Here is a 20,891-nt window from a genome sequence, read left to right as displayed (position 1 = left end):
TGAAACTACCGGAGCATGGCGCTCATGACGGGTCATGGCCGGGCGCAATAATCCAGCCCAAATCGCGCTGTATCCCTGTACAATTCCTTTCTGTCATGAACCTTTCGTTGTTCCTCGTCCGTAAGAGCGGGCAGGCGTGTTGTCAGCTCATCCTCCCACTCCGGCGTCGGGGCCCCTCTGAGCAGTTCCTCCAGAGCTGAAGCGGCCAGCACTTCCTTGTAGCGTTGCAGCCAGGCTGTTACTTCGGGCGTGCTCAGGGCCGCTGTGTCTCTATCTCTGCGCAGCATACAGAATGTTTCCGCATCCATGCTCTCCATTTCGAAAAAAGCCAGACGCGCAGGCTTGAGATAGGCATCTCTTTCCCGGCGCAGAATATTTTGCAAAATTTCCGTGCGCAGGGGAGAGGGGCGGGTATTTTGCAAGAGGTTGAACGGATGCGCCTGATCTGAATATTTGTGTTTCCAGTCGTGCTTCAGCAGGAGAGCAAGCGCGGCTTTGTCTCCCCGGGCCACGAGATTGTCGTATTCTTGCAGCGACACTCTTGTGATCATTGAATTCTGTTCAAGAATGGCGGCAAGGAGACGTTGGCGCAAGGGCGACGGTGGCAGGCTGAAAAAACGGTGCAAATGTCCCTCATGAAAGGAAGTGGTAAATTCCGGCAGCAAAAGAAGCAGCATTTCCAGACGCAGGGGCGTCAGTTCCTGGTCTTCGGCCACAATTTCATGAAAAGCGGCATAGGTATCCGGCATGAAAGCCCTGACGCTGTGGTCCCCCTTGTAGTCCGGGTGCCGCCTGATGGCGGCACGCAGGGCAAGACATTGGCGCAGTTGTTTCATATCGTTGGCGATAACGGCATTGTAACAGGCATTTGCCAGGGGGACATCTCCGGCGGCATAGATGCCTGCCCCCCACACGAAACAGCCTAGGGCCGAAAGCAGGAGAAGTGTTTTCCCCCACAAGGGCAGGCTGTCGCCGGGAGGAGTTTTGCTTTCTTGCGCCCAAGCTCTGCCGAAGGCCCATACGCTCAAAAAGAAAATTGCCGTGAAGCAAGCCGCTCTGCCCAGGCTTGTCTCAAAGTCAAAAAGAATAACGCCGCCACCAACAATGCCCAAAAGGAGCACAAGCAGAATAATGCCGCAGGCGCCGAAAAAAGTCAGCAAAAGCGTTTTTCGCCGCCGGCTCAGATAAAGCAGCAGGGCAAAGCCGAGACACCAGATCGCAAAGCCGTGTCTGGGCTCATATTCCCCGAAGGTCATCATCAGGCCCATATGCTCCGGCATGCTGAGCATGGTCCCTCCTTGTCTGAAATTCTGCGGGCTGTTTACCCCAGATGCAACAGCAGCATGCCCGCGATAAGCAGGCCCATACCGGCGAAGGCGCAGGGCTTGAGGCGCTGATTGAAGAAAAGCCAGCCGCCCAGCGAGGTGCCCAGAATGCCGAAGCTGCCCCACATGGCGTAGGCCACGGCCAGATCCATGTTTTTGACCGCCAGGGAGAGGCAGTAAAAAGCCAGACCCACCAGAGCCAGGGCCGTGAAACCTATCCAGCGGCGGTGGAATCCCTGGGAGCGCGCCAGCAGCAGGTTGGCCAGAATATCCAGAACAGCGGCCAGGATGACCAGCAGCACGGAAAGATTGAAGAAGGCGGCAAGGGCGTGCATCACGGCCTCCCCGCGCCCGGCGCGGCGTCCGTGCTTTCTGCGCCGGGGGAAGAGCCGCCCTTGGCGTCGCGCGGGCGCGGCTTCCGGCTTTCGCCGTGGCCCGTGCCGTGGTGCACCAGCAGAGCCCCGGCCAGCACGCAGATCAGGCCCAGAACGCGTTTGAAGGTCAGCGCCTCGTTCAGGATCAGCACGCTGGAAAGAGTGATCAGGGTCAGGCCCAGGCCTTCCCAGAAAGCGAAGGCCACGCCCACGGGCAGGCCGGTGGTGGAAAGCGCCAACAGATAATAGGAAAGGCCGATGGCCAGCCACATGAGAAGCAGGCCCAGCAGGGCGGCATGGGCGAAGGTCCAGCCTTGGGCCAGCTTCATGACGGTGGTGCCGCCCACTTCCAGAGCAATGGCTCCCAGCAGGCAATACCAGTGAAACGGTTTGGTGGTCAGCATATAAAATTCCCCGCAAAAAAAACGGATGTGACAGAGGCCGCGTGACAGCGGCCTTTTCAGCCGGAGGACGGAAGATGCGGGTTTAGAGCAGGGAGCGCCAGTAGCGCTCTTCAGGGAAGCCGCAGAACAGACGGCGGATGGGAAGATGAATGGCGCACATGTACAGATCATAAGCGTGGGCCGGGACTTTGGCAAGGCGGTGGGGCTTGGCCGGCAGGGCAGACGCACGTAGCATCTAACTATTTGAAATTATTTGCTACGAACAACAAATATATTTTATTATATATTAATAATTTCAAATAGTTACCGAATTAGATGCGTCTGCCCTAGCTTGGCCGGGCAGACTGTTTGCCTGGCCCGTTGCCCCGCGGATTTTACCGACGCTCAGGCCGCCGCGGCGGGCATGCGTCCCAGCAGGCGGACCAGAAACGCCTGTCGGCTGCCGGGAAGAGGCGGCGTGCCGGGGAAAAGATAGCGCATCTCCAGGCAGAACAGCAAAAAGAGGCAGCTCAAGCCCGCGAAGGGGGCGAGCAAAGGCACCAGAAGGGCAAGCGCCAGAGTGATCAGAGCGGTGACGGCAAAGGTTTTCAGAGCCGGACGGAAAACGCCGTCGGCGGTCAGACGCTGCGCGGCTTTCTGATTGGCCCGGAACAGGAAAACAAGCGGCAGCACGCAGGCCAGAGCGAGCGGCGCGGCTCCCGGCGGGTCCGTCAACAGACAGAGCAGAACCAGAAGGCCCCAGAGGCCGTCGTGGAGCAGACTTCCCCAGCGCAGGGTGAGGGCCATGTCCGGACGCTTGGGCACCAGCGCCAGCATAAGGCCGTTGCAGGCGAAATAGACGATCAGAAGCGGCGCGAAATTCCAACGCAGGCCGAGCCAGATCAGGCCGAGGTTAAGGACAACGCCGAACCAGCGCGCCCAGCGCAGCATGCGGTAGCCCGAGAGCAGCAGAAAAATGAACATGGCCGCCGCCAACGCGACAAAGGGACCGCTGAACAGCACGCCTCCGTCGGCCAGCAGGCATAAAAGAATCAGGGCCTGAGACGTCGCGCCGCCGATGTGCAGGGCGAATTCGCCGAGCAGGGAGGATAGGGCCGCTCCCAGGGTCATCAGAATAAATGCCTGTAGGAGCAGAAAGAAGATGCGCATAACTCTTCGGGCTTAAGCCGTCGCCTCCCGGGCGTCGATCCAGGCGTTGGCTTCTTCCAGCTCCAGCGTGCCCGCGTACAGGGCGCGCCCGCTGACGGCACCGGCCAACCGGCTGTCGCGGCTCAAAGGATAAAGTTTTTGCACGTCTTCCAGCGTGGCGACGCCGCCGGCGGCAATGACCGGCACGCGGGCAGCATGGGCCAGATGGCTCAGAGCGGGCAGATTGACGCCGCTCTGCATGCCGTCGCGCTCAATGTCCGTATAAATGATGAAGGCCGCGCCGTCGTCCTGAAGCCGGGGCAACACGTCGTCCACCGTCAGGCCGGTCTCCGCCACCCAGCCCCGGCTCTTGAGGCGCCCGGCCTCGGCGTCCAGCGAGACGCCGATTCGGCCGGGAAAGGCGCGGCAGAGGCGGGCGAACAGTTCGGGCTGTTCCAAGGCCAGGGTGCCGATGATCAGGCGGGTCACCCCGGCCTCCAGATAAGCGCGGGCCGTGGCCTCGTCGCGGATGCCGCCGCCCAGTTGCACGGGAATGCTGAGCTCCCGGCAGATGCGTTGCACAATGGCCCGGCTCTGGGCCGCGCCGTCAAACGCGCCGTCCAGGTCCACCACATGCAGCCAGCGCGCGCCGCGCGCCTGCCAGGTGCGGGCCGCCTCCACCGGATCCTCGGCGAAAACCGTGGAATCCTGGGCGCGGCCCTGTTTGAGGCGCACGGCTTTGCCGTTCTGAATGTCCACCGCCGGGAAAATGATCATAAGCCCAGATCCTTGACCGCTTTGCGCATGCCGTCCACGGTGAGATCCTCGGCCGTGACCCAGGTGCCGCGGCGTTTGAAGAAGGAGCCCACGGTGAGCAGGTTTTCCGTCAGGCCCACCTGTTTTTCCTCAAAGATGGAGCGGTTCATCAGCGTGCCGTCGTCCACCTTGAGCAAAAAGAACTCCACGCGCACGTGGGCCGACTCGGTGACGCCCGCCTTGGAACCCTCGCGCTGGTGCCAGTCCAGCACCTGGGGGATCAGCAGCAACTGCGCGCCCTGCTTTTTACCGTAAGCCACCCAGAGGGGCAGGGCCTGGGGCTGCTCGGAACTGTGAAACGTGGTCAGATCCGGCGGCAGATTCTGGCGGGCAATAAAGGTATACTGGCGCTTGGTGCCTGTGATCAGCACTTCGCGCAGTTTCATGTCCAGAGCCGGCAGCATGTCGGCGGGAATACGGCCCTGTTCTTCAGGGATGCGTCCCACAATAAGCTGGCTGGCGTTGGTGGGCTGGGTAAAGGGCGCCACGGAGATTTTGTAGGTGGAGGAAATGGGGCGCGGCACCTCGGCCGTGCTGCGCGGCCGCCTGGCGCAGGAAACGGCCAGGATCAGGCAAAACAGAATCAATAACGATATATGCAGGCGAGTACGCATTAATCAAGGCCTCCCTTGGTGCTTCTGATGGTTGTGCCCTGGCGCTGCACGGCCTGGCGCAGGGCCAGGCCCAGGCCTTTGGCGGCCGATTCCAGCAGGTGGTGGCCGTTTTTGCCGTATAAAAAGGCAATGTGCAGATTGCAGCGGGCGCTGCTCGCCAGAGCTTTGTAAAATTCACGCCAGAGATCTTTTTCCTCTCCGGCCATAACCGGCGGCAGCAGCTCGTCGCCGCGCCACTCCAGCCAGGGGCGGCCGGAAAGATCCACCGTCACCTCGCTGAGCGCCTCGTCCATGGGCACGCGGCCGTAGCCCACGCGGGCGATGCCCGCCCTGTCGCCCAAGGCTTGCAGCAGGGCGCGCCCCAAGGTCAGGCCCACGTCTTCCACGCTGTGGTGGGCGTCCACATTCAGATCTCCCTGGCAGGAGAGCTGCAAGTCCATGCCCGCCCAGAACATGGCCAGGGTCAGCATGTGGTCCAGCAGGCCGAAACCGGTTTGGATCCGGGTCTTGCCCTCGCCGTCCAGATTCAGGCGCAGGCTGATGCGGGTTTCCGCGCTGTGCCGCTCTTGCGCGGCTTCACGCGGGACGTGCGCGCTCATGCTTCCTCCGCGTTTTTTTCATCGCTTTCGGCCTGGGCTCCGGCGTTTTCTTCGGACTCGGATTTTGCCTTTTTGCGTCCGAACGTGGCTGCCACCAGAATACTCAGTTCATAGAGCACCAGCATGGGGCAGGCCATCAGGAGCTGCGAAACCACGTCCGGCGGGGTCAGAATGGCGGCCACCACGAAGATGGCCAGGATGGCGTAACGCCGGGCCTTGCGCATCATGGTCGCGGTAATCAGGCCCATGCGCGCGAGGAAAAAGGCGAACAGCGGCATTTCAAAGATCAGGCCGAAGGCCAGAATCAGTTTGAGCACAAAGCCCAGGTAATCGCTGACCTTGGGCATGGCCACGATGCTTTCCGTGGCGAAGCTCACAAAAAAGCTGAAGGCATAGGGAAAGACCACGAAATAACAGAACGCGCCGCCGGCCATGAAAAACAGGGCCGAAAGCACGGCCACCGGGATGATGTAGCGTTTTTCCTCTTCATACAGGCCGGGAGCGATAAAAGACCAGACCTGATAGAAAATGACTGGGCTGGATACGAAGACACCGGCCACGAAGGCGATGTACATGCGGGTGAAAAAGCCTTCGGGCAAGGTGGTGTAGATGGCGTGTGAACCTTTGGGCAGAACGGCCAGCAGCGGATCCACCAAGGCGTTGAAAATGGGGTCCACCACGGCCCAGCAGGCCAGAAAGCCCAGGCCCACGGCAATGCAGCAGCGCACCAGGCGCACACGCAACTCGCCCAGATGGTCCATGAGGCTCATGGGCTTGCCCGCGGCTTCCTCGCCCTCTTCGTCTTCCGCCGGGGCCGGGCTGCCGTCCGTCCTGGGCGCGGGCGGTCCAGCGGGGGACCCGGCGGGCGTGTCCGTGGGAGGGGAAGGCGGCAGCGGCGGCGCGCCGTTCATGCCGTCGGCAGCGGCGGCATTGGGCTCCGCCGTGTGGGCCAGCTCGGCCGCCAGTTGGGCGGCCACGTCCGGAGACGGCGCGTCAGCGTCGCCCGTATGCGCATTTACTCCGGTGGCGGGCGCGTCGGGTTGCCATTCGGGCCCTGAAAACGTGGAACTCTCAAAATCCGCGAAATCCGCAGGGCCCGTTCCGTCCTCCGGGCCGGGCTGTTCCGCGTGTTCAGACGGACTTACGGCCGCCGTGACGCTTTCAGGTCCGGCGGAGCTGTCAGCCGCGGCGGCAGCGTCCACGGGAACAGCGGGAGCGTCGCTTTCCGCTACGGCTTCCGGGGCCCGCAGCTTGTCTTCCGGGCCGCTCATGCCTTGCCGCCGTTGTCAGCGGCCGGAGCGGCGTTGTCGCTGCGGGGCGCGGCGGTTCCGCTCTCGGCTTCGGCTTTGGTCCTGGCCAGGGCATCGGCCAGAGGGCTGCCCGCTGGAGGCTCCGGCGGCGCGGCCGTCACGTCGATGGTGGGGCCGGTTCCCGATGCGTCCGGAGCCGGGGCTGCCGTGGCGGCAGAGGGGGCCTCCGTTTCAGCCTGAGCCCGCGCGGCTTCCGTGCCGGAGGTTTCCGGGGCAGCTGCTTCTTCCGTCGGCGTTCCTTCGCCGGATGCGGCGCGCTCCTGCCTGGCGGCCTTGGCCGCTTCAGCCTCAGCCGCTGTTTTGGCGGCTTTTTCCGCCGCCTTCTTGCGGCGCTCTTCGTCCTCTTCCTGCGCTACCTCGGCATTGAGCGTGCGCTGAAAGTCCGTGGAAACGCGCCGGAATTCTCCCATGGCCTTGCCCAGGGTGCGCGAGATGCTGGCGAGGCTTTTGGGCCCCAGCACAATCAGCGCCACCACCAGGATGACCAGAAGTTCCGTGCTGCCTATGCCGAACATAGAGCCTCCTTATTCCCACTCAATAGTGCTGGGCGGCTTGGAGGAAACATCATAAACCACGCGGTTGACGCCCTTGACTTCATTGATGATCCGGCCGGACATGCGCGCGATGAGATCCGCGGGCAGGCGGGCCCAGTCCGCAGTCATGGCGTCCACGCTGTCCACCACGCGCAGGGCGATGACGTGCTCGTAGGTGCGGCCGTCGCCCATGACGCCCACGGTCTTGAGCGGCAGCAGTACCGCGAAGCCCTGCCAGACCTTGCGGTACCAGCCGGATTCGCGCAGTTCCTCCTGCACGATCCTGTCGGCCAGGCGCAGGATGCCCAGGCGTTCCTCGGTGATTTCCCCCAGCACGCGGATTGCCAGCCCCGGACCGGGGAAGGGATGCCGCCAGACAATGGCGTCGGGCATGCCCAGTTCCGCCGCCACTTTGCGCACTTCATCCTTGAAGAGCTCGCGCAGCGGTTCGATGAGCTTGAGTTTCATGGTGTCGGGCAGGCCGCCCACATTGTGGTGGCTTTTGATCACCGCGCTGGGGCCCTTGTGCGAGACGGACTCAATGACGTCGGGGTACAGCGTGCCCTGGGCCAGAAAGTCCACCTGGGGCAGTTTTTTGGCTTCCTCGTCGAAGATTTCAATAAAGGTGTGTCCGATGATCTTGCGTTTTTTCTCCGGGTCTTCCACGCCCTTGAGGCGGGAGAGGAAGCGCTCCCGGGCCTGCACAAAATCGAGATTGAGGTCGAAGTGCTCGCGCAGATAATTGACCACTTCCTCGCCTTCGTTCAGACGCAACAGGCCGTTGTCCACAAAAATGCAGTGCAGGCGCTTGCCGATGGCCCGGTGCAGCAGAGCCGCCACCACTGTGGAGTCGATGCCGCCGGACAGGGCGCAGACCACATGCCTGTCGCCCACCTGCTCGGCCATTTCCTTGACCACGCGCTCCACAAAGGAGGACATGGTCCAGTCCGGCGTGATATGGGCCACCTTGAACAGGAAGTTTTGCAGAATGCGCTCGCCGTCCACGCTGTGGTGCACTTCGGGATGAAACTGCACGGCGTAGATCCCGCGTTTTTCGTCGGCCATGGCCGCCACGTCCAGGGTGGGCGTGCGTCCCGTCACCGTGAAGCCCGGCGGCGGGGCCAGCACCTTGTCGCCGTGGCTCATCCAGACCCTGGAAGGGCTCCGGGCGTCCAGGCCGTCCCAGAGCGCGCAGGGCGCGCTGAAGGTCAGTTCCGCCGGGCCGTATTCCCGCGTCAGGGACTGGGCCAGTTGCCCGCCCATGTTCCGGGCCAGAAGCTGCATGCCGTAGCAGATGCCCAGCACCGGCACGCCCAGTTCCAGAAAGCCGGGGTCCATGGCCGGGGCGTCGGTCTCGCCCACGCTGGCCGGCCCGCCGGAAAGAATCAGGGCCGAGGGATGCATTTCCGCCACCTGCGCGGCGGTGGTCACACAGGAATGGATTTCGGAATACACCCCGGCCTCGCGCACGCGGCGGGCAATGAGCTGGGTGACCTGGGAGCCGTAGTCGATGATAATGACTTTGCTGTGCGGCATGTTCCATCCTCGCCCGTGCGGGCTAGTTCTCGATGCGGTAGTTGGGCGCTTCCTTGGTGATGACCACGTCGTGCACATGGCTTTCGCGCAGACCGGCGGCGGAAATCTCGCAGAAGGTGGTGTTCTGGAAAAGGTCGTCCAGAGTCTTGGCCCCCACATAGCCCATGCCCGAGCGCAGGCCGCCCATGAGCTGGTATACGGCATCCATGACCGGGCCCCGGTAGGGCACGCGGCCCACAATGCCTTCGGGCACCAGCTTTTTGGTCTTTTCCTGGAAATAACGGTCCGAGCTGCCTTCCTTCATGGCGTCGATGGAGCCCATGCCGCGATAAATTTTGTAGGTGCGGCCCTGATAGAGAATGGTTTCGCCCGGGCTTTCCTCGGTACCGGCGAAGAGGGAACCGATCATCACCGAGTGCGCGCCCACCACCAGGGCCTTGACGATGTCGCCGGAGAACTTGATGCCGCCGTCGGCCACGCAGCAGCGGTCCATTTCGCGCGCGGCGCGGCTGCCGTCCGTGACCGCCGTGACCTGGGGCACGCCCACGCCCGCCACGATGCGGGTGGTGCAGATGGAGCCGGGCCCGATGCCCACTTTCACGCTGTCGGCCCCGGCCTCCAGAATGGCGCGCGCGCCTTCATACGTGGCCACGTTGCCCGCGATGAGCTGGCAGTTGGGGAAGCTCGACTTGACCTGGCGGATGGCGTTGAGCACGTTGACCGAATGGCCGTGGGCCGAGTCCAGCACCAGCACGTCGGCCCCGGCCTCCAGCAGTTGTTCGGCCCTGGCTTCGGAATCCTTGCCGATGCCGATGGCCGCGCCCACGCGCAGGCGGCCGTTGGCGTCCTTGCAGGCGTTGGGATATTTCTGGACCTTGTCGATGTCCTTCATGGTGATGAGGCCGCGCAGGCGCTTGTTTTCATCCACCACCAGCAGCTTTTCGATGCGGTGCTCGTGCAGATGGCGCTTGGCCTCGGCCAGGGAGGTGCCCATGGGCACTGTGATCAGCTTGTCGCTGGTCATCACGTCGGCCACGCGCACGGCCTGGGCGTCTTCCACAAAACGAACGTCGCGGTTGGTCAGGATGCCCACCAGGCGTTCGCCGTCCACCACCGGCAGGCCCGAAACGCGGAAGTCGGACATCAGATCCAGGGCTTCCTGCACGGAATTGCGCGGGGAAATGGTCACCGGGTCCAGGATCATGCCGCTTTCGCTCTTTTTCACCCGTTCCACTTCCAGGCGCTGGCGATCCACGGGCATATTCTTGTGGACGATACCGATGCCGCCCATGCGGGCCATGGAAATTGCCATGGCCGATTCCGTCACGGTGTCCATGGCGGCGGAGAGCAGGGGGATGCGCAGGGGGATGGAGGGCGTGAGCCAGGTAGTGATGTCAACGGCGTCGGGGGTTACTTCGGAATAGCCGGGAATCAGCAGAATGTCGTCAAAGGTCAGCGCCTTGCCGCGATTGGTGAACATGACTTCCTCGTAATGGGCTAAAATAATTGCATAAACTTTAGCAAATCATCTTATCCGCTTGCGAAAGCTCTGTCAATGAGGGCCGAACTTCAGGCCTGAACGGTCGGGGTGGCCCGCGCCCGGCTGTCCAACCGGCGGGCTGAATTTTTTCTTGCCTTTTGTCGAGGTCGGGTATAAAAATTTTTACAGAAAAATGGATACATTCATGAGCATAGCTATGTGGCAGCCTTTTTCCTCCCGCAGCATCTGCCTGCACGCCGCGTCCGGCGCCTTGAGCCGTGCCGCTCTTGCATCTGATGCCCGTTCTTTCGCCTGTCCGGCTCTCTCTCTCTCTCTCTCTCTCTCTCTCTCTCTAATAATTAGCATAAGTTCCAGCCGCTGCGGCGGCCGGCACGATATTTGGCCCGAAAACGCGTCCTGTGCGGCGCGTTTTCGGGCTTTTTGCGTTTTTCGGCGGCGTACCGGCGCGCCGGAAGGCAAGGCAAAATTTTTCTCCCGCGCATGGGGCGCGGAGAATCTCCGGGCTATCCCGGTAATTGTAACAGAAAGGAAGGCGGAAGATGAAAAAGGTTCTGACATTGCTGTTGACAGCGGGCATGCTGCTGGGCGCGGCTACGGGCGCGTCGGCCATCGACTTCAAGGCCAAGGGGCAGTGGCTGATGGGCTTCGGCGTGGGCGACACCAATCCGATCAGCAAGACCCACAAGGTTGGTCAGGAAAAGGAGAAGTTCAACAGCAACGACAAATTCGCGGCCAACCAGCGTCTGCGTTTGCAGTTGGACGCCGTGGCTTCCGAAGCCCTGTCCGGCACGGTTTACTTTGAAATCGGCACCCAGACCTGGGGCAAAGAAAAGAGCGGCGGCGCGCTGGGCGCTGACGGGACCAATCAGATCAAGGTCAGGCGCGCCTATATCGACTGGGTCGTACCCCAGACCGACCTGAAGTTCCGCATGGGCATTCAGGGCGTGACCCTGCCCAATGTGGCGGGCGGGTCCGCCGTTATGGACACCGACGCCGCAGCCGTCACCGCCTCCTACCAGTTCAATGAAAACGTGGGACTCACCGTCCTGTGGGCGCGTCCGGCCAACGACAACTTTGGCGGACGTGATCTGCACAACAGCGGGCACTACGAGCAGAACTATCTGGACAATATCGACCTTTTCGCTCTGATGGTGCCCGTGAAGCTGGACGGCTTTGAGATCACCCCCTGGGCCATGTACGGCATGCGGGGGCAAAATTCTCTAGATAACTATAAGAAAAATGGCGACAGTCCTTATTGGTCCACCAGTGACGGCAATTTGACCAACAGCCTGATGCCGTATGGCAAGCTCATGCGTGATGATAATGACTATAGTCGCTCCTCTACCAGCAAGGCTTACGGTTCCATGTTCTGGGCCGGGCTGCCATTCGCCGTCACGGCTTGGGATCCGTTGAACATCGAAGTGGACATCAATTACGGCTATGTGGAAGCCATGGGCCGTTACAACGCCTACAAGGGAGCGCATGACGTCACCAATCTGAAGCGCGGCAGCACTGAGCGTCAGGGCTGGCTGGCCAAAGCCCTGGTGGAATACAAGATGGATTGGGGCGTTCCCGGCATCTTCGGCTGGTACGGTTCGGGCGACGACGGCAACGTCAAGAACGGCTCCGAGCGCATGCCTTCCCTGGTACCCATGGGCAACTTCACCTCCTTTATGGGCGACGGCAACTACGGCTGGATGATGCAGGACCTCGGCGTCGATTATGCGGGTACTTGGGGCATCGGCGCGCAAATTCGCGATATGAGCTTTGTGGATGACCTCAAGCACACTTTCCGCGTGGCCTACTGGGGCGGCACCAACTCCACTTCCATGGTTAAGTACATGGGCAATGCCTACGCCTGGACTTCCACCTGGGACGACAGCGCCTCGACGCCCTACCTGACTACCAATGACGGCCTGCTGGAGTTCAATCTGGTCAACTCCTACCAGATGTACGAAAACTTCGACGTCAATCTGGAACTGGGCTACATCGCCAACTTCATGGATAACGACACCTGGAAAAAGGCCGGCAGCCGCGCATCCTCCTTCCAGAAGCAGGATATGTGGAAAGCCCAGGTGATCTTCGCGTACAGCTTCTAAGCCTCGTTTCGTCCGGCAACGGACAAAAAATTCGGGGAGGGGCGTGTGGCCCCTCCCCGGCAGCCGGCATCCCATCAGAGGGGTGGTCCCTTTGAGCCGGCGGCCCCGCCCGCGCCCGTCTGGTTCCTTCCTCTTGGACGCGCGCGGGGTTTTTGCCGCTTCAGCGCTGTTGGCGAGCCTTACCGCACCGGCGTGTACTCAATGGTCGAAGCTTCATCCGTGGCTTCCAGCTTGAAGATGACGGGGCGCAGGCCGTCGTTGCAGCTGCAGATGGCCACGCCCGGCGTTCTGATCCAGTCGCCGTAATAAAAGACGCCCTCGCCCGCGCCGTGGGCCAAAGCGAAGGCATACTGATAGACGGCTTTCCAGGCTTCGTCGCAGAAACCTTCCGGCTTGGCATAGTCGGCGTAAAAGACCTGGCCTTCCCTGTGCATGGGGCAGGCGTCCAGGCCTTCCGCCCCGTATCGGGCGGCAAGCTCCGCGTCAAAGGTGGTTTTCAGAACCGTGATTTTTACCTTGTTCATATTGTCTCCGGGCACCGGACGGGTGCAAGCGTTGGGGGGCGGAACTGCATATGGATTTGTCTGAAACCTAAGACGTCGCCCCGGAGGCTGTCAACGTTACGCCCCCTGACTTGACGACGCGCCGCAAACAGCCTATGAATCTCCACTTCGCCCGCGTGTCGCGGCGCGAAAACAGACGCTTTGTGGCTGCCGTCCTCTACCGGGCACGGCGGCGGATGCGGGGTCTTCATGTTCGAGAGCCTTTCCGACAGACTTTCCGGCGTATTCCGCTCTTTCGGCGGGCGCGGCCAGCTCACCGAGGAAAACGTGCAGGCCGGTCTGCGCGAAGTGCGGCTGGCGCTCCTGGAAGCGGACGTCAACTTCAAGGTCGTCAAAGACTTTGTGGAAAGCGTGCGCGAAAAGTGCCTGGGGCAGGAAACGCTCAAAGGCGTAAGCCCGGCCCAGCAGGTGGTTAAAATCGTCAATGACGAACTGGTTTCTCTGCTGGGCGGCGAAACCACGGGGCTCAACCTGCAGGGCCGCGAACCGGCGGTGATCATGCTGGTGGGCCTTCAGGGCTCGGGCAAGACCACCTCGGCGGGCAAGATAGCCAATCTGCTGCGCAGGCAGAAAATGCGGCCCTATCTGGTCCCGGCGGACGTCTACCGCCCGGCGGCCATCGACCAGCTCACGGTGCTGGCCAAGCAGCTCGACATGCCCTGCTTCCCCTCCACCACGGAGATGAAGCCCGTGGACATCGCCACGGCGGCTCTGGTTCAGGCCCGTGAAGAGCAGGCCACCGTGCTGCTGCTGGACACGGCGGGCCGTCTGCACGTGGACGAACCCCTGATGGAAGAGCTTTCGGCCATCAAGGCGGCGGTGCGGCCGCAGGAAATTTTGTTCGTGGCCGATGCCATGACCGGCCAGGACGCCGTGACCGTGGCCGAGGCTTTCAATGAGCGCCTGGGCCTGACCGGCGTTGTGCTGACCAAGATGGACGGCGACGCGCGCGGCGGCGCGGCCCTGTCCATCCGTTCGGTGACCGGCGCGCCCGTGAAATTCGTGGGCGTGGGCGAAAAACTGTCGGAGATGGAGGTCTTCCACCCCGACCGTATCGCCGGGCGCATTCTGGGCATGGGCGACGTGCTCACCCTGGTGGAAAAGGCCCAGTCCACCATTGACGCCGAAGAGGCCGAGGCCCTGGCCCGCAAGATGCAGAAGGCCAGCTTCGACCTAGAAGATTTTCGTACCCAGATGCGCCGCATCAAGAAATTGGGTTCGCTGGACAGCATTCTGAAAATGATTCCGGGCCTGGGCGGCCTGCGCGAAAAACTGGCCGAGGCCAACGGCGCGGTGCCGGAAAAGGAAATGGCGCGCACCGAGGCCATCATCAATTCCATGACCATGCAGGAACGCCGCAATCCGGATATCCTCAACGGCAGCCGTCGGGCGCGCATCGCCAAGGGCGCGGGCGTGACCGTGGCCCAGGTCAATCAGATGGTGCGCCAGTTTGAGCAGATGCGCCAGATGATGAAGGGCATGATGGGCGGCAAGGGCGCCAAGGGAGGCCGTCCGGCCATGCCCAAAATGCCGCCGGGCATGATGCCCCCCGGCATGGGCGTGCCTGGTATGGGCGGATTTCCGGGCATGGGTGGAATGGACGGCATGGCGCTGCCGGGCGGACGGCCCGGAGGGGCGAAATCCGCCGCTGCCAAGAAGCGGAAAAAGAAAGAGCGCCAGAAGCGCAAAAAGAAATAAGGGAACGTCGCTTAATGTTTTTTTTGCCTTTTGCCCGCATCAGGCTCACCCCGTGCGAAACTTAAGGTATGTCCTGGCGCACTGAGTTCCGTCCGGCGTCGGCCTTCCTCGGCAAAAAATAAAAATCCTCATTAAGCAATCCTGGCAGGGCCTTAAGCGGCCCTGGAAATCGCGTTTCCCTCTTGCCCTTTTACGGGCGCGACGCTAACATAAAAACAAAGGGAGTTGGACTCATGGCTGTAAAGTTGAAATTGACCCGTCTCGGCAGCAAAAAGCACCCCTTCTACCGGGTGGTGGCCGCCAATGACGAGACCCGTCGTGACGGGCGTCCGCTGCAATTGCTGGGCTACTACAATCCCATGACCAATCCGGCGGAAGTGAAGCTTGACGCGGATAAAATCAAGGAATGGCTCGCGCGCGGCGCCGAACCCACGGATACCGTGCGTGCGCTGATCAAGGCGCATCTGTCCTAAATCTTCGCTTGCGATGCTTGCTTGCGGCGGATGGAACCCGTCGGGGAGCATCTCGCGGCAAGGATTTGCCCGCAACTTCCTGCGGGCAGTTCAGCTTTGAAAAAATTGAACTGCCCGAGTAAGACCTTGTGAAAAGGCGGAGAGCCGTCTGCCGCAAGCGTCAGGCTGTTGCGGAACCAACCCGGAGGACAGTGCGGCCCGGCCGGTGACGGCGCGTGCCCGCGGCATATGCGCTTTTCCCGTCAGCGGGCGATCACGGCGCGGGAAAACCGGCGGATTCAGGTCCGGGCCCGAGTGAATGTCGCTGTCCGGCGGAATGCGGACGGATAGCTGCCGGTTACTCCGAAGGTTGCGCGTTATTTAATCCTTGCCCGCGCTGCCCGTAGGCAGCAAGATATCTTTGGGAGGTACGCGATGAAGGCTCTGATCGAATATATTGCCAAGTCTCTGGTGGATCATCCCGAAGAAGTGCAGGTCAGCGAAGTGGAAGGCGAACAGACGTCGGTGCTGGAGCTCAAGGTTTCCAAGGAAGACCTGGGCAAGGTCATCGGCAAGCAGGGGCGCACGGCCCGTGCCATGCGCACTATTTTGAGCGCGGCATCCACCAAGTCGAAGAAGCGCACGGTTCTGGAAATTCTGGAGTAGCTTCGGCTTCCATGGCGGATATGTTGATTCATATGGGCACGCTGGCGCGGCCCCACGGTATTAAAGGGGAGATCTGCATCGACTGGCATGCGGACTCCCCCTTGCTTTTGGACGCGCCGCTCTGGCTTCAGGCTGGAGATGAGCCGCCCCGGCGCGTCCGGGTCCTGTCCCGCCGTGAGCACAAGGGCCGTCCTCTGCTTCTTCTGGAAGGCGTGACGGACCGCACGGCGGCCGAGGCCCTGCGCGGACAGAAAATTCTGATGTCGCGCGACAGCCTGCCTCCGCCGGACGAGGATGAGGCCTACCTGGAAGATCTGCTGGGCTGCGAGGTTCTCTTGCCCGGCGGCCGCCGCCTGGGCCGCCTCGACCACGTGGAATATCCGGCGGACCAGGAAATCTGGGTTGTCGTCACGGACCAGGACCGGGAAATTCTTTTTCCGGCCCAGCCCTGTTTCATTGTCGGTTTTGACCTGGACGCCCGTACCGTGACCATTGATCCGCCCGAGGGTTTGTTGGAAATTTATCTTAGCTGAAAAACTGTTGCTGATTTTTTGCGTTGTTTTTCCTTGGCATCCAGGTTTTTGTTTGCCGGCAAGGCAAGCAAGCGGCGCGCCGCAGTGGAGCGTAGCCGCCTACGTGACCAAGGCGCGCCGCGACGCTTAACAAAGCCGGCAACAAAAAGATGGATGCCAAGTGCCTGAACTGCCCGAAGTGGAAACAGTAGCCCGCACCCTGCGCCCCCAGGTGCGGGAATGCCTGATTGAGAAGGCGGAAGTTCTGCGGCCCGGCAGCCTGCATCCCCTGAGCCTTCCTCCGGCCTCTTTGGCGGGCCGCCGTATCGCGGACGTGGGCCGCAGGGGCAAACTGCTGCTGGTGCATCTGGCCCCGCCGGAGGGCGGACCCACTCCGGAAGAGACCGTCCCGGACCTGCTGGCCGTGCATTTGCGCATGACAGGCCGCCTGATGGCCTACGCGCCGGGCACGCCGCCCGGCCCCCATACCCGTTGTATCTTTGATCTGCGCGCTCCCGGCGGCGGTCGCCGCCGCCTCTTTTTCGACGACACGCGGGCTTTCGGCTTGGTGCTGGCCGCCACGCCGGAGATTTTGCAGGCCTGGGATTTCTGGCGGGAGCTGGGGCCCGAGCCGCTGGAAATCGGCGAGCGGGAGTTCGCGGCCCTGCTGCGAGGCCGGGGAGCGGCGCTCAAGGCCGTGTTGCTGGACCAGAAGGTCATTGCCGGCATCGGCAATATCTACGCCGACGAGTCCCTCTTTCAGGCGGGTCTGGATCCGCGCCGCAAGGCTTCCAGCCTCAGCCCGGCTCAGAGCCGTTCCCTGCTGGCGGCCCTCAAGGACGTGTTGCGCCGTTCCATCGCCCAGTGCGGCAGCTCCATCCGCGATTACCGCGACGCCAACGGCGACGTGGGCGCGTTTCAGAACAGTTTCGCGGTCTACGGCCGGGGCGGCGCGGCCTGCGTCCGTTGCGGCCGCCCGCTGCAAAAAATCCGCGTGGCGGGCCGGGCCACGGTCTGCTGTCCGCACTGCCAGAAGTAGTCCGGTCAAGCCCGCGCCAGATCACGGCCCAGCTCAAAAGCCTTTCGGCAGTCCAGGGGAAACTGCGTTTCCCGTCGGCGCGCCTTGTCCTGTTCGGAAAAGCATTCCACCACATACTTGCTGTAGTCGCTGAACTGATAGGTGTCGTTGACATAGAGCACGCCGGGCCTGGAGAAACTTCGTTCAATAAAGAATTCCGTGCTCCGCAGCTTTTCCGGGTAGTGCTGCTCCAGCATGACCTCGCGCGTTACATTCATGGTGTAGATGAATGCCGTTGCCGGTTTTTTGAGAGCCAGCGAGGAATAGTCGCGGTCATAGGCAATGCAGGGAAACAGCAGGCGTTCCAGAAAAGAGCGCATCATCCCGGTGATATTGTGAAAATAGACGGGGGAACCGAAAATGATCCCGTCCGCCTCGCGGCATTTTTCCAGCACCGGCGTCAGGCCGTCGCGCACGGCGCAGCGGCCGTAGTGCTTCCCGCCCTTGCGTTTGCATTGAAAACAGCTCACGCAGCCCGTATAACTGTAGTCGTAAAGGTGGATCATTTCCGTCCGGACGTTTTCTGCGCCCGCCGAAGCCGCGCCGTCCAAGGCGCTTTGCAGTACAGTGGCGGTATTCCATTTTTTTCTGGGGCTGCCGTTGACGGCGTAGATGCGCATGTCTTTCTCCTTACGGGTTGTGGTTGTGAGGGCTTCTATGCCTGAATATCCTGAAGCGGGCGGGAAAAAGCAAGTACGCAGTTTTTTCTTACCTGATTGCGGCCGCTGCCCGGCAACAGTGCAAAGGCAGTAAAAACAGAGGGATTATATGGGTGAACCCGGGAAGGCCGGCTATGACACAACGTTGCCCGCAGCCAATATTTATGAAGTGTCGTGCCCTATTCTGCGCGCTCTGGAAGTCATCGGCGGCAAGTGGAAATTGCCGTTGCTCTGGCATCTGGCCGACGGGGCCGTGCGTTTCAATGCCCTGCATCGCGAGGTGAGAGGCATCACCCATATGATGTTGAGCAAATGTCTCAAGGAACTGGAGGGGGACGGCCTGCTGCGCCGGAGCGAGTGCGGCGGTAAAGTCCGACATGTGGAGTATGCCTTGACCGGGCGGGGCAGGCGATTGCTTCCGGCCCTGCGGGAGTTGTACCGCTGGGGAGAAGAGCAATTGTCACAGGACGGCGGCGGGCGGACGGCATGTTAATGCGGGCGGACAGCGCGTACGCGCATCGGCCCGTCCCACGGCCAGCTGACGCTGATCTGCCCGGATTCGCCGGTGTGGAGCAGGGGAATGCCGTGCCGTGCCAGCCAGGCCCGCAGGCGCGAGCCGGGATAGTTGTAACGGTTCTGAAAACCGCAGGAAGCCAGCACCAGTTCCGGTTGCACGGCCTTGTAAAAGGCGGCCAGAAAACTGCGGTCCGAACCGTGGTGCGGGGCCAGCAACACCTGGGCGCGCAGATCCCGGCCCGAGGCCAGCAGACGGCGCAGGCTGCGACGCTCGGCGTCGCCGGTGAACAGGGCCAGCCCCCGGCCGTGACGGGTCAGGCGCAGAATCAGGGAGGCCTCGTTGCCGGTCCAGGCGACGGCCTCCTCTTCGTTGGCGGCGCGCGGCGGGTGCAGTACCTCCAGGCGCAGACCCAGAGCCGGATCGCCCACAATCAGCACGTCTCCTTCCGCCAGAACGCGGCCCGCCAGGCTTTGCCGCAGTTCCCGCCAGATGGGGCCGCGCTGCCCGGCGGCTTCGCGCCCGTTGTGGAACAGGGCCTGGACCTGAAAATCTTCCAGTGGATGAAAAAGCCCGCCCAGATGGTCCAGATCCGGATGGCTGTTGACGACGGCGGCCAATCGGGGCGCGTCGTTGTATGTCAGCACCGGCCCCACTAGGGTTTTGCCGGGGTCAAAGCGGGGCGAGGCGCTGCCGCCGCCGTCCAGAAGCAGGCGCAGATGGCCGGGAACGCGCAAGGCCAGAGCCTGCCCCTGGCCCACATCCAGCACGTCCAGCCGCGTATCGCCGGAAAAGCGGCTTTCCAGGCGCAACAAGGGCCCCACGCAGAGCAGGGCCAGACCTGCCAGCAACAGACGGCGGGCCGCCTTCTTTCCTGAGGGAGAAGTTCTGTCCCGCCCGGCCAGACAGGCCAGTGCCGCCAGCAGAGCGGCAAAAGCGGGCAGGGCTGTCCAGTGCGGCCGCAACAGGGCGGGATTGTGCAGCAGGCCCAGATCATTGAGGTCTGCCAGCCCGTTTATCAACCAATGGCAGGGCAGGGCGGCCAGATCCAGAATCAGCCGCGCGGCCGCGTCCAGGCCCGCACCCGCCAGAAGCAGGCCCAGAGCCGCGCCGGGCAGCACCACAAGACCGGCCACGGGCAGCCAGAGCACATTGAGCGGGAACCAGAAGCCCGCATTGCCGAACAGCAGAAGGTTCAGCGGCAGCAACGCTGTCTGGATCAGCAGGGAAATCAGCAGAATGCGCGCAAGCCAGCGGCCGAGCCAATGCATGGCCCGTCGCCGGGGAGCTTCGGCTTTATGCGTGGACGGCGGCAGTATGCGGCGCAGCCAGGGCAGGATAAGGCCGATGACCGCCACGCACAGGGCCGAGAGCTGCAGGCCCGTATCCAGCACGCTCAGCGGGGCGGCCAGGCAGATGCAGAACAGGGCGGCGCAGAGCACGTCGAGGGTGGTGCGCGTCCGCCCCCGCGCCAGCCAGAAGGCCAGAATGAAAAGCATGCACACGGCCCGCAGCAGGGAGGCCGGAGCGTTGCCCAGCCAGAGATAAGCCAGGGCGGGCGGACAGGACGCGGCCACGGCCAGAACCCCGCGCGGCTGCCGGAGATAAAGGGATGGACGCAGGCGGACGGCGGCCAGCACGCAGAGCAGGCCCAGCAGCCCGGCCACGGCCAGATGCTGGCCGGAAAGCGCCAGGCTGTGCGCCAGAGTGGCGGCGGCGAAATTGTCCAGGGTGTTTTGCGTCAGATACCGGCGGTCACCGAACAGCAGAGCCGGCAGGACGGCCTTGCCCTGCGGCAGTTCCGGGGCTCCGGCACCCGCCGTCAGATCCTTTGCCTGATTTTCTGTCTGTCCCTCGGGCAGGAGCGCGTTTAAAAACGCGTGCCGCAGTTCCTCGCGCCAACGGGCCGCCATCGTACCCCGGCCGGAGGCTTCCGGTTCGCCGCGTCCGCCCTGGCTCCAGAGCCGCCAGTACACGTTCCGCGCGGCCCACCAGATTTCCCAATCGGCCAGGCCCGTGTTGGCAAAGCCGTGCATGGGGCGCGGACGGCGGTTCAGACAGATTTCCTGTCCGGCCAGAGGGTTGAAAAGAGGCTCTTCCCAGGTCCAGGCCACAAGGCCCGGCAGGGCTGCGGCGGTGGAACTTCCGGCGGGGCGGACCCGCTCCAGCAACAGGCGCAGACGTTGATCCGGCAGGCCCTGTACGTCCCGCACGCGGCCGCAGATCCGCGCCGGGGCATTGTCCGCATCCGCCGTCAGCCAGGCGGGAGCCGCGTCGGCTGGCAGCTCCGGCGGCGCAAGCTGCCGGTGGGCCACGGTCAGGCCGCTCAGAAACAGAGTCGCGGCCAGGATCAATCGGGCAATGCGCCAGAGGCGTTTGTCCGCCAGAGCCAGCAGCAGAGTGCAACACAGGGCGGGCCAGGGCCAGACAGCCGCCGCCACGCCCGCGATCCAGAAGCCGAGATAGACTTGCCAGAGCAGCGGCGCTTGCAGGGACGGGTGGCGCATGGC

General features: G+C 62.7%; 22 protein-coding genes. 7 read left to right on the top strand and 15 right to left on the bottom strand.

What is annotated here, in order from left to right; translation table 11 throughout:
- Positions 1 to 32: 32 nt before the first annotated feature.
- The 12 genes from KH208_RS03740 to guaB all read right to left on the bottom strand — a co-directional run bounded on the left by KH208_RS03740 (position 33) and on the right by guaB (position 10,119).
- On the bottom strand, positions 33 to 1,289 hold the full coding sequence (locus KH208_RS03740; protein WP_291433943.1) for a hypothetical protein: 1,257 nt from the start codon (positions 1,287 to 1,289) through the stop codon (positions 33 to 35).
- Positions 1,290 to 1,321: 32 nt separating this feature from the next.
- Positions 1,322 to 1,660 carry an SMR family transporter gene (locus KH208_RS03735; RefSeq protein WP_291433942.1) on the bottom strand — a complete coding sequence of 113 codons (339 nt, stop codon included), beginning with the start codon at positions 1,658 to 1,660 and terminating at the stop codon, positions 1,322 to 1,324.
- Positions 1,660 to 2,103: a multidrug efflux SMR transporter gene (locus tag KH208_RS03730; RefSeq protein ID WP_291433941.1), complete on the bottom strand. Its 444-nt coding sequence runs from the start codon at positions 2,101 to 2,103 to the stop codon at positions 1,660 to 1,662. The genes KH208_RS03735 and KH208_RS03730 overlap by 1 nt, the downstream gene beginning before the upstream one ends.
- Positions 2,104 to 2,185: 82 nt before the next feature.
- Complete coding sequence (locus KH208_RS03725; protein ID WP_291433939.1) at positions 2,186 to 2,338, bottom strand: hypothetical protein; 153 nt, start codon at positions 2,336 to 2,338, stop codon at positions 2,186 to 2,188.
- Positions 2,339 to 2,487: 149 nt separating this feature from the next.
- Complete coding sequence (locus KH208_RS03720; RefSeq protein WP_291433937.1) at positions 2,488 to 3,252, bottom strand: hypothetical protein; 765 nt, start codon at positions 3,250 to 3,252, stop codon at positions 2,488 to 2,490.
- A gap of 12 nt (positions 3,253 to 3,264) precedes the next feature.
- Positions 3,265 to 4,008 (bottom strand): 1-(5-phosphoribosyl)-5-[(5-phosphoribosylamino)methylideneamino]imidazole-4-carboxamide isomerase, encoded by a 744-nt coding sequence (hisA, locus tag KH208_RS03715; RefSeq protein ID WP_291433935.1) that lies wholly within the window; start codon positions 4,006 to 4,008, stop codon positions 3,265 to 3,267.
- On the bottom strand, positions 4,005 to 4,661 hold the full coding sequence (locus tag KH208_RS03710) for a hypothetical protein (protein ID WP_291433933.1): 657 nt from the start codon (positions 4,659 to 4,661) through the stop codon (positions 4,005 to 4,007). Before KH208_RS03710 ends, hisA begins: the two co-directional genes overlap by 4 nt.
- Positions 4,661 to 5,260: an imidazoleglycerol-phosphate dehydratase HisB gene (gene hisB / locus KH208_RS03705; protein WP_291433931.1), complete on the bottom strand. Its 600-nt coding sequence runs from the start codon at positions 5,258 to 5,260 to the stop codon at positions 4,661 to 4,663. The genes KH208_RS03710 and hisB overlap by 1 nt, the downstream gene beginning before the upstream one ends.
- Positions 5,257 to 6,531 carry a twin-arginine translocase subunit TatC gene (gene tatC / locus KH208_RS03700; RefSeq protein ID WP_291433928.1) on the bottom strand — a complete coding sequence of 425 codons (1,275 nt, stop codon included), beginning with the start codon at positions 6,529 to 6,531 and terminating at the stop codon, positions 5,257 to 5,259. Before tatC ends, hisB begins: the two co-directional genes overlap by 4 nt.
- A complete protein-coding gene (gene tatB, locus KH208_RS03695) occupies positions 6,528 to 7,085 on the bottom strand; it encodes a Sec-independent protein translocase protein TatB (RefSeq protein WP_291433926.1) in 558 nt (185 codons plus the stop codon). Before tatB ends, tatC begins: the two co-directional genes overlap by 4 nt.
- Positions 7,086 to 7,094: 9 nt before the next feature.
- Entirely contained in the window at positions 7,095 to 8,639 is a 1,545-nt protein-coding gene (gene guaA / locus KH208_RS03690) for a glutamine-hydrolyzing GMP synthase (RefSeq protein WP_291433924.1), read from the bottom strand.
- A 22-nt stretch (positions 8,640 to 8,661) separates the two neighbouring features.
- Positions 8,662 to 10,119, bottom strand: a complete 1,458-nt coding sequence (gene guaB, locus KH208_RS03685; RefSeq protein ID WP_291433922.1) for an IMP dehydrogenase — start codon at positions 10,117 to 10,119, stop codon at positions 8,662 to 8,664.
- Between the two features lie 560 nt (positions 10,120 to 10,679).
- Between guaB and KH208_RS03680 the strand changes: the two genes are divergently transcribed.
- Positions 10,680 to 12,239, top strand: coding sequence for an outer membrane homotrimeric porin (locus KH208_RS03680; protein WP_291433920.1), 1,560 nt, complete (start codon positions 10,680 to 10,682; stop codon positions 12,237 to 12,239).
- Between the two features lie 179 nt (positions 12,240 to 12,418).
- On the opposite strand, the gene KH208_RS03675 is transcribed toward KH208_RS03680, so the two are convergent.
- Positions 12,419 to 12,763 carry a TIGR04076 family protein gene (locus tag KH208_RS03675; protein WP_291433918.1) on the bottom strand — a complete coding sequence of 115 codons (345 nt, stop codon included), beginning with the start codon at positions 12,761 to 12,763 and terminating at the stop codon, positions 12,419 to 12,421.
- A 228-nt stretch (positions 12,764 to 12,991) separates the two neighbouring features.
- Here KH208_RS03675 and ffh point away from each other — a divergent pair, with 228 nt between their 5' ends.
- The 5 genes from ffh to mutM all read left to right on the top strand — a co-directional run bounded on the left by ffh (position 12,992) and on the right by mutM (position 17,169).
- Complete coding sequence (ffh, locus tag KH208_RS03670; RefSeq protein WP_291433917.1) at positions 12,992 to 14,500, top strand: signal recognition particle protein; 1,509 nt, start codon at positions 12,992 to 12,994, stop codon at positions 14,498 to 14,500.
- Positions 14,501 to 14,733: 233 nt separating this feature from the next.
- Positions 14,734 to 14,973 (top strand): 30S ribosomal protein S16, encoded by a 240-nt coding sequence (gene rpsP, locus KH208_RS03665; RefSeq protein WP_008685694.1) that lies wholly within the window; start codon positions 14,734 to 14,736, stop codon positions 14,971 to 14,973.
- Between the two features lie 414 nt (positions 14,974 to 15,387).
- Complete coding sequence (locus KH208_RS03660) at positions 15,388 to 15,618, top strand: KH domain-containing protein (protein WP_009302016.1); 231 nt, start codon at positions 15,388 to 15,390, stop codon at positions 15,616 to 15,618.
- 11 nt (positions 15,619 to 15,629) lie between these two features.
- Positions 15,630 to 16,151, top strand: coding sequence for a ribosome maturation factor RimM (gene rimM / locus KH208_RS03655; protein ID WP_291433910.1), 522 nt, complete (start codon positions 15,630 to 15,632; stop codon positions 16,149 to 16,151).
- 160 nt (positions 16,152 to 16,311) lie between these two features.
- Positions 16,312 to 17,169, top strand: coding sequence for a bifunctional DNA-formamidopyrimidine glycosylase/DNA-(apurinic or apyrimidinic site) lyase (gene mutM / locus KH208_RS03650; RefSeq protein WP_291433908.1), 858 nt, complete (start codon positions 16,312 to 16,314; stop codon positions 17,167 to 17,169).
- A 5-nt stretch (positions 17,170 to 17,174) separates the two neighbouring features.
- On the opposite strand, the gene KH208_RS03645 is transcribed toward mutM, so the two are convergent.
- Positions 17,175 to 17,828, bottom strand: a complete 654-nt coding sequence (locus KH208_RS03645) for a flavodoxin family protein (RefSeq protein ID WP_291433907.1) — start codon at positions 17,826 to 17,828, stop codon at positions 17,175 to 17,177.
- A 148-nt stretch (positions 17,829 to 17,976) separates the two neighbouring features.
- Between KH208_RS03645 and KH208_RS03640 the strand changes: the two genes are divergently transcribed.
- Positions 17,977 to 18,360 carry a helix-turn-helix domain-containing protein gene (locus KH208_RS03640; protein ID WP_291433906.1) on the top strand — a complete coding sequence of 128 codons (384 nt, stop codon included), beginning with the start codon at positions 17,977 to 17,979 and terminating at the stop codon, positions 18,358 to 18,360.
- On the opposite strand, the gene KH208_RS03635 is transcribed toward KH208_RS03640, so the two are convergent.
- Complete coding sequence (locus KH208_RS03635) at positions 18,357 to 20,888, bottom strand: ComEC/Rec2 family competence protein (protein WP_291433905.1); 2,532 nt, start codon at positions 20,886 to 20,888, stop codon at positions 18,357 to 18,359. The two genes, KH208_RS03640 and KH208_RS03635, sit on opposite strands and share 4 nt — an antisense overlap.
- Between the last annotated feature and the right edge of the window lie 3 nt (positions 20,889 to 20,891).

Source organism: Desulfovibrio sp. (assembly GCF_018379785.1).
GTDB lineage: Bacteria > Desulfobacterota > Desulfovibrionia > Desulfovibrionales > Desulfovibrionaceae > Desulfovibrio.
The sequence above is the reverse complement of the archived record's forward strand: the minus strand, read 5'-3'. Positions and strand labels throughout refer to the sequence as shown.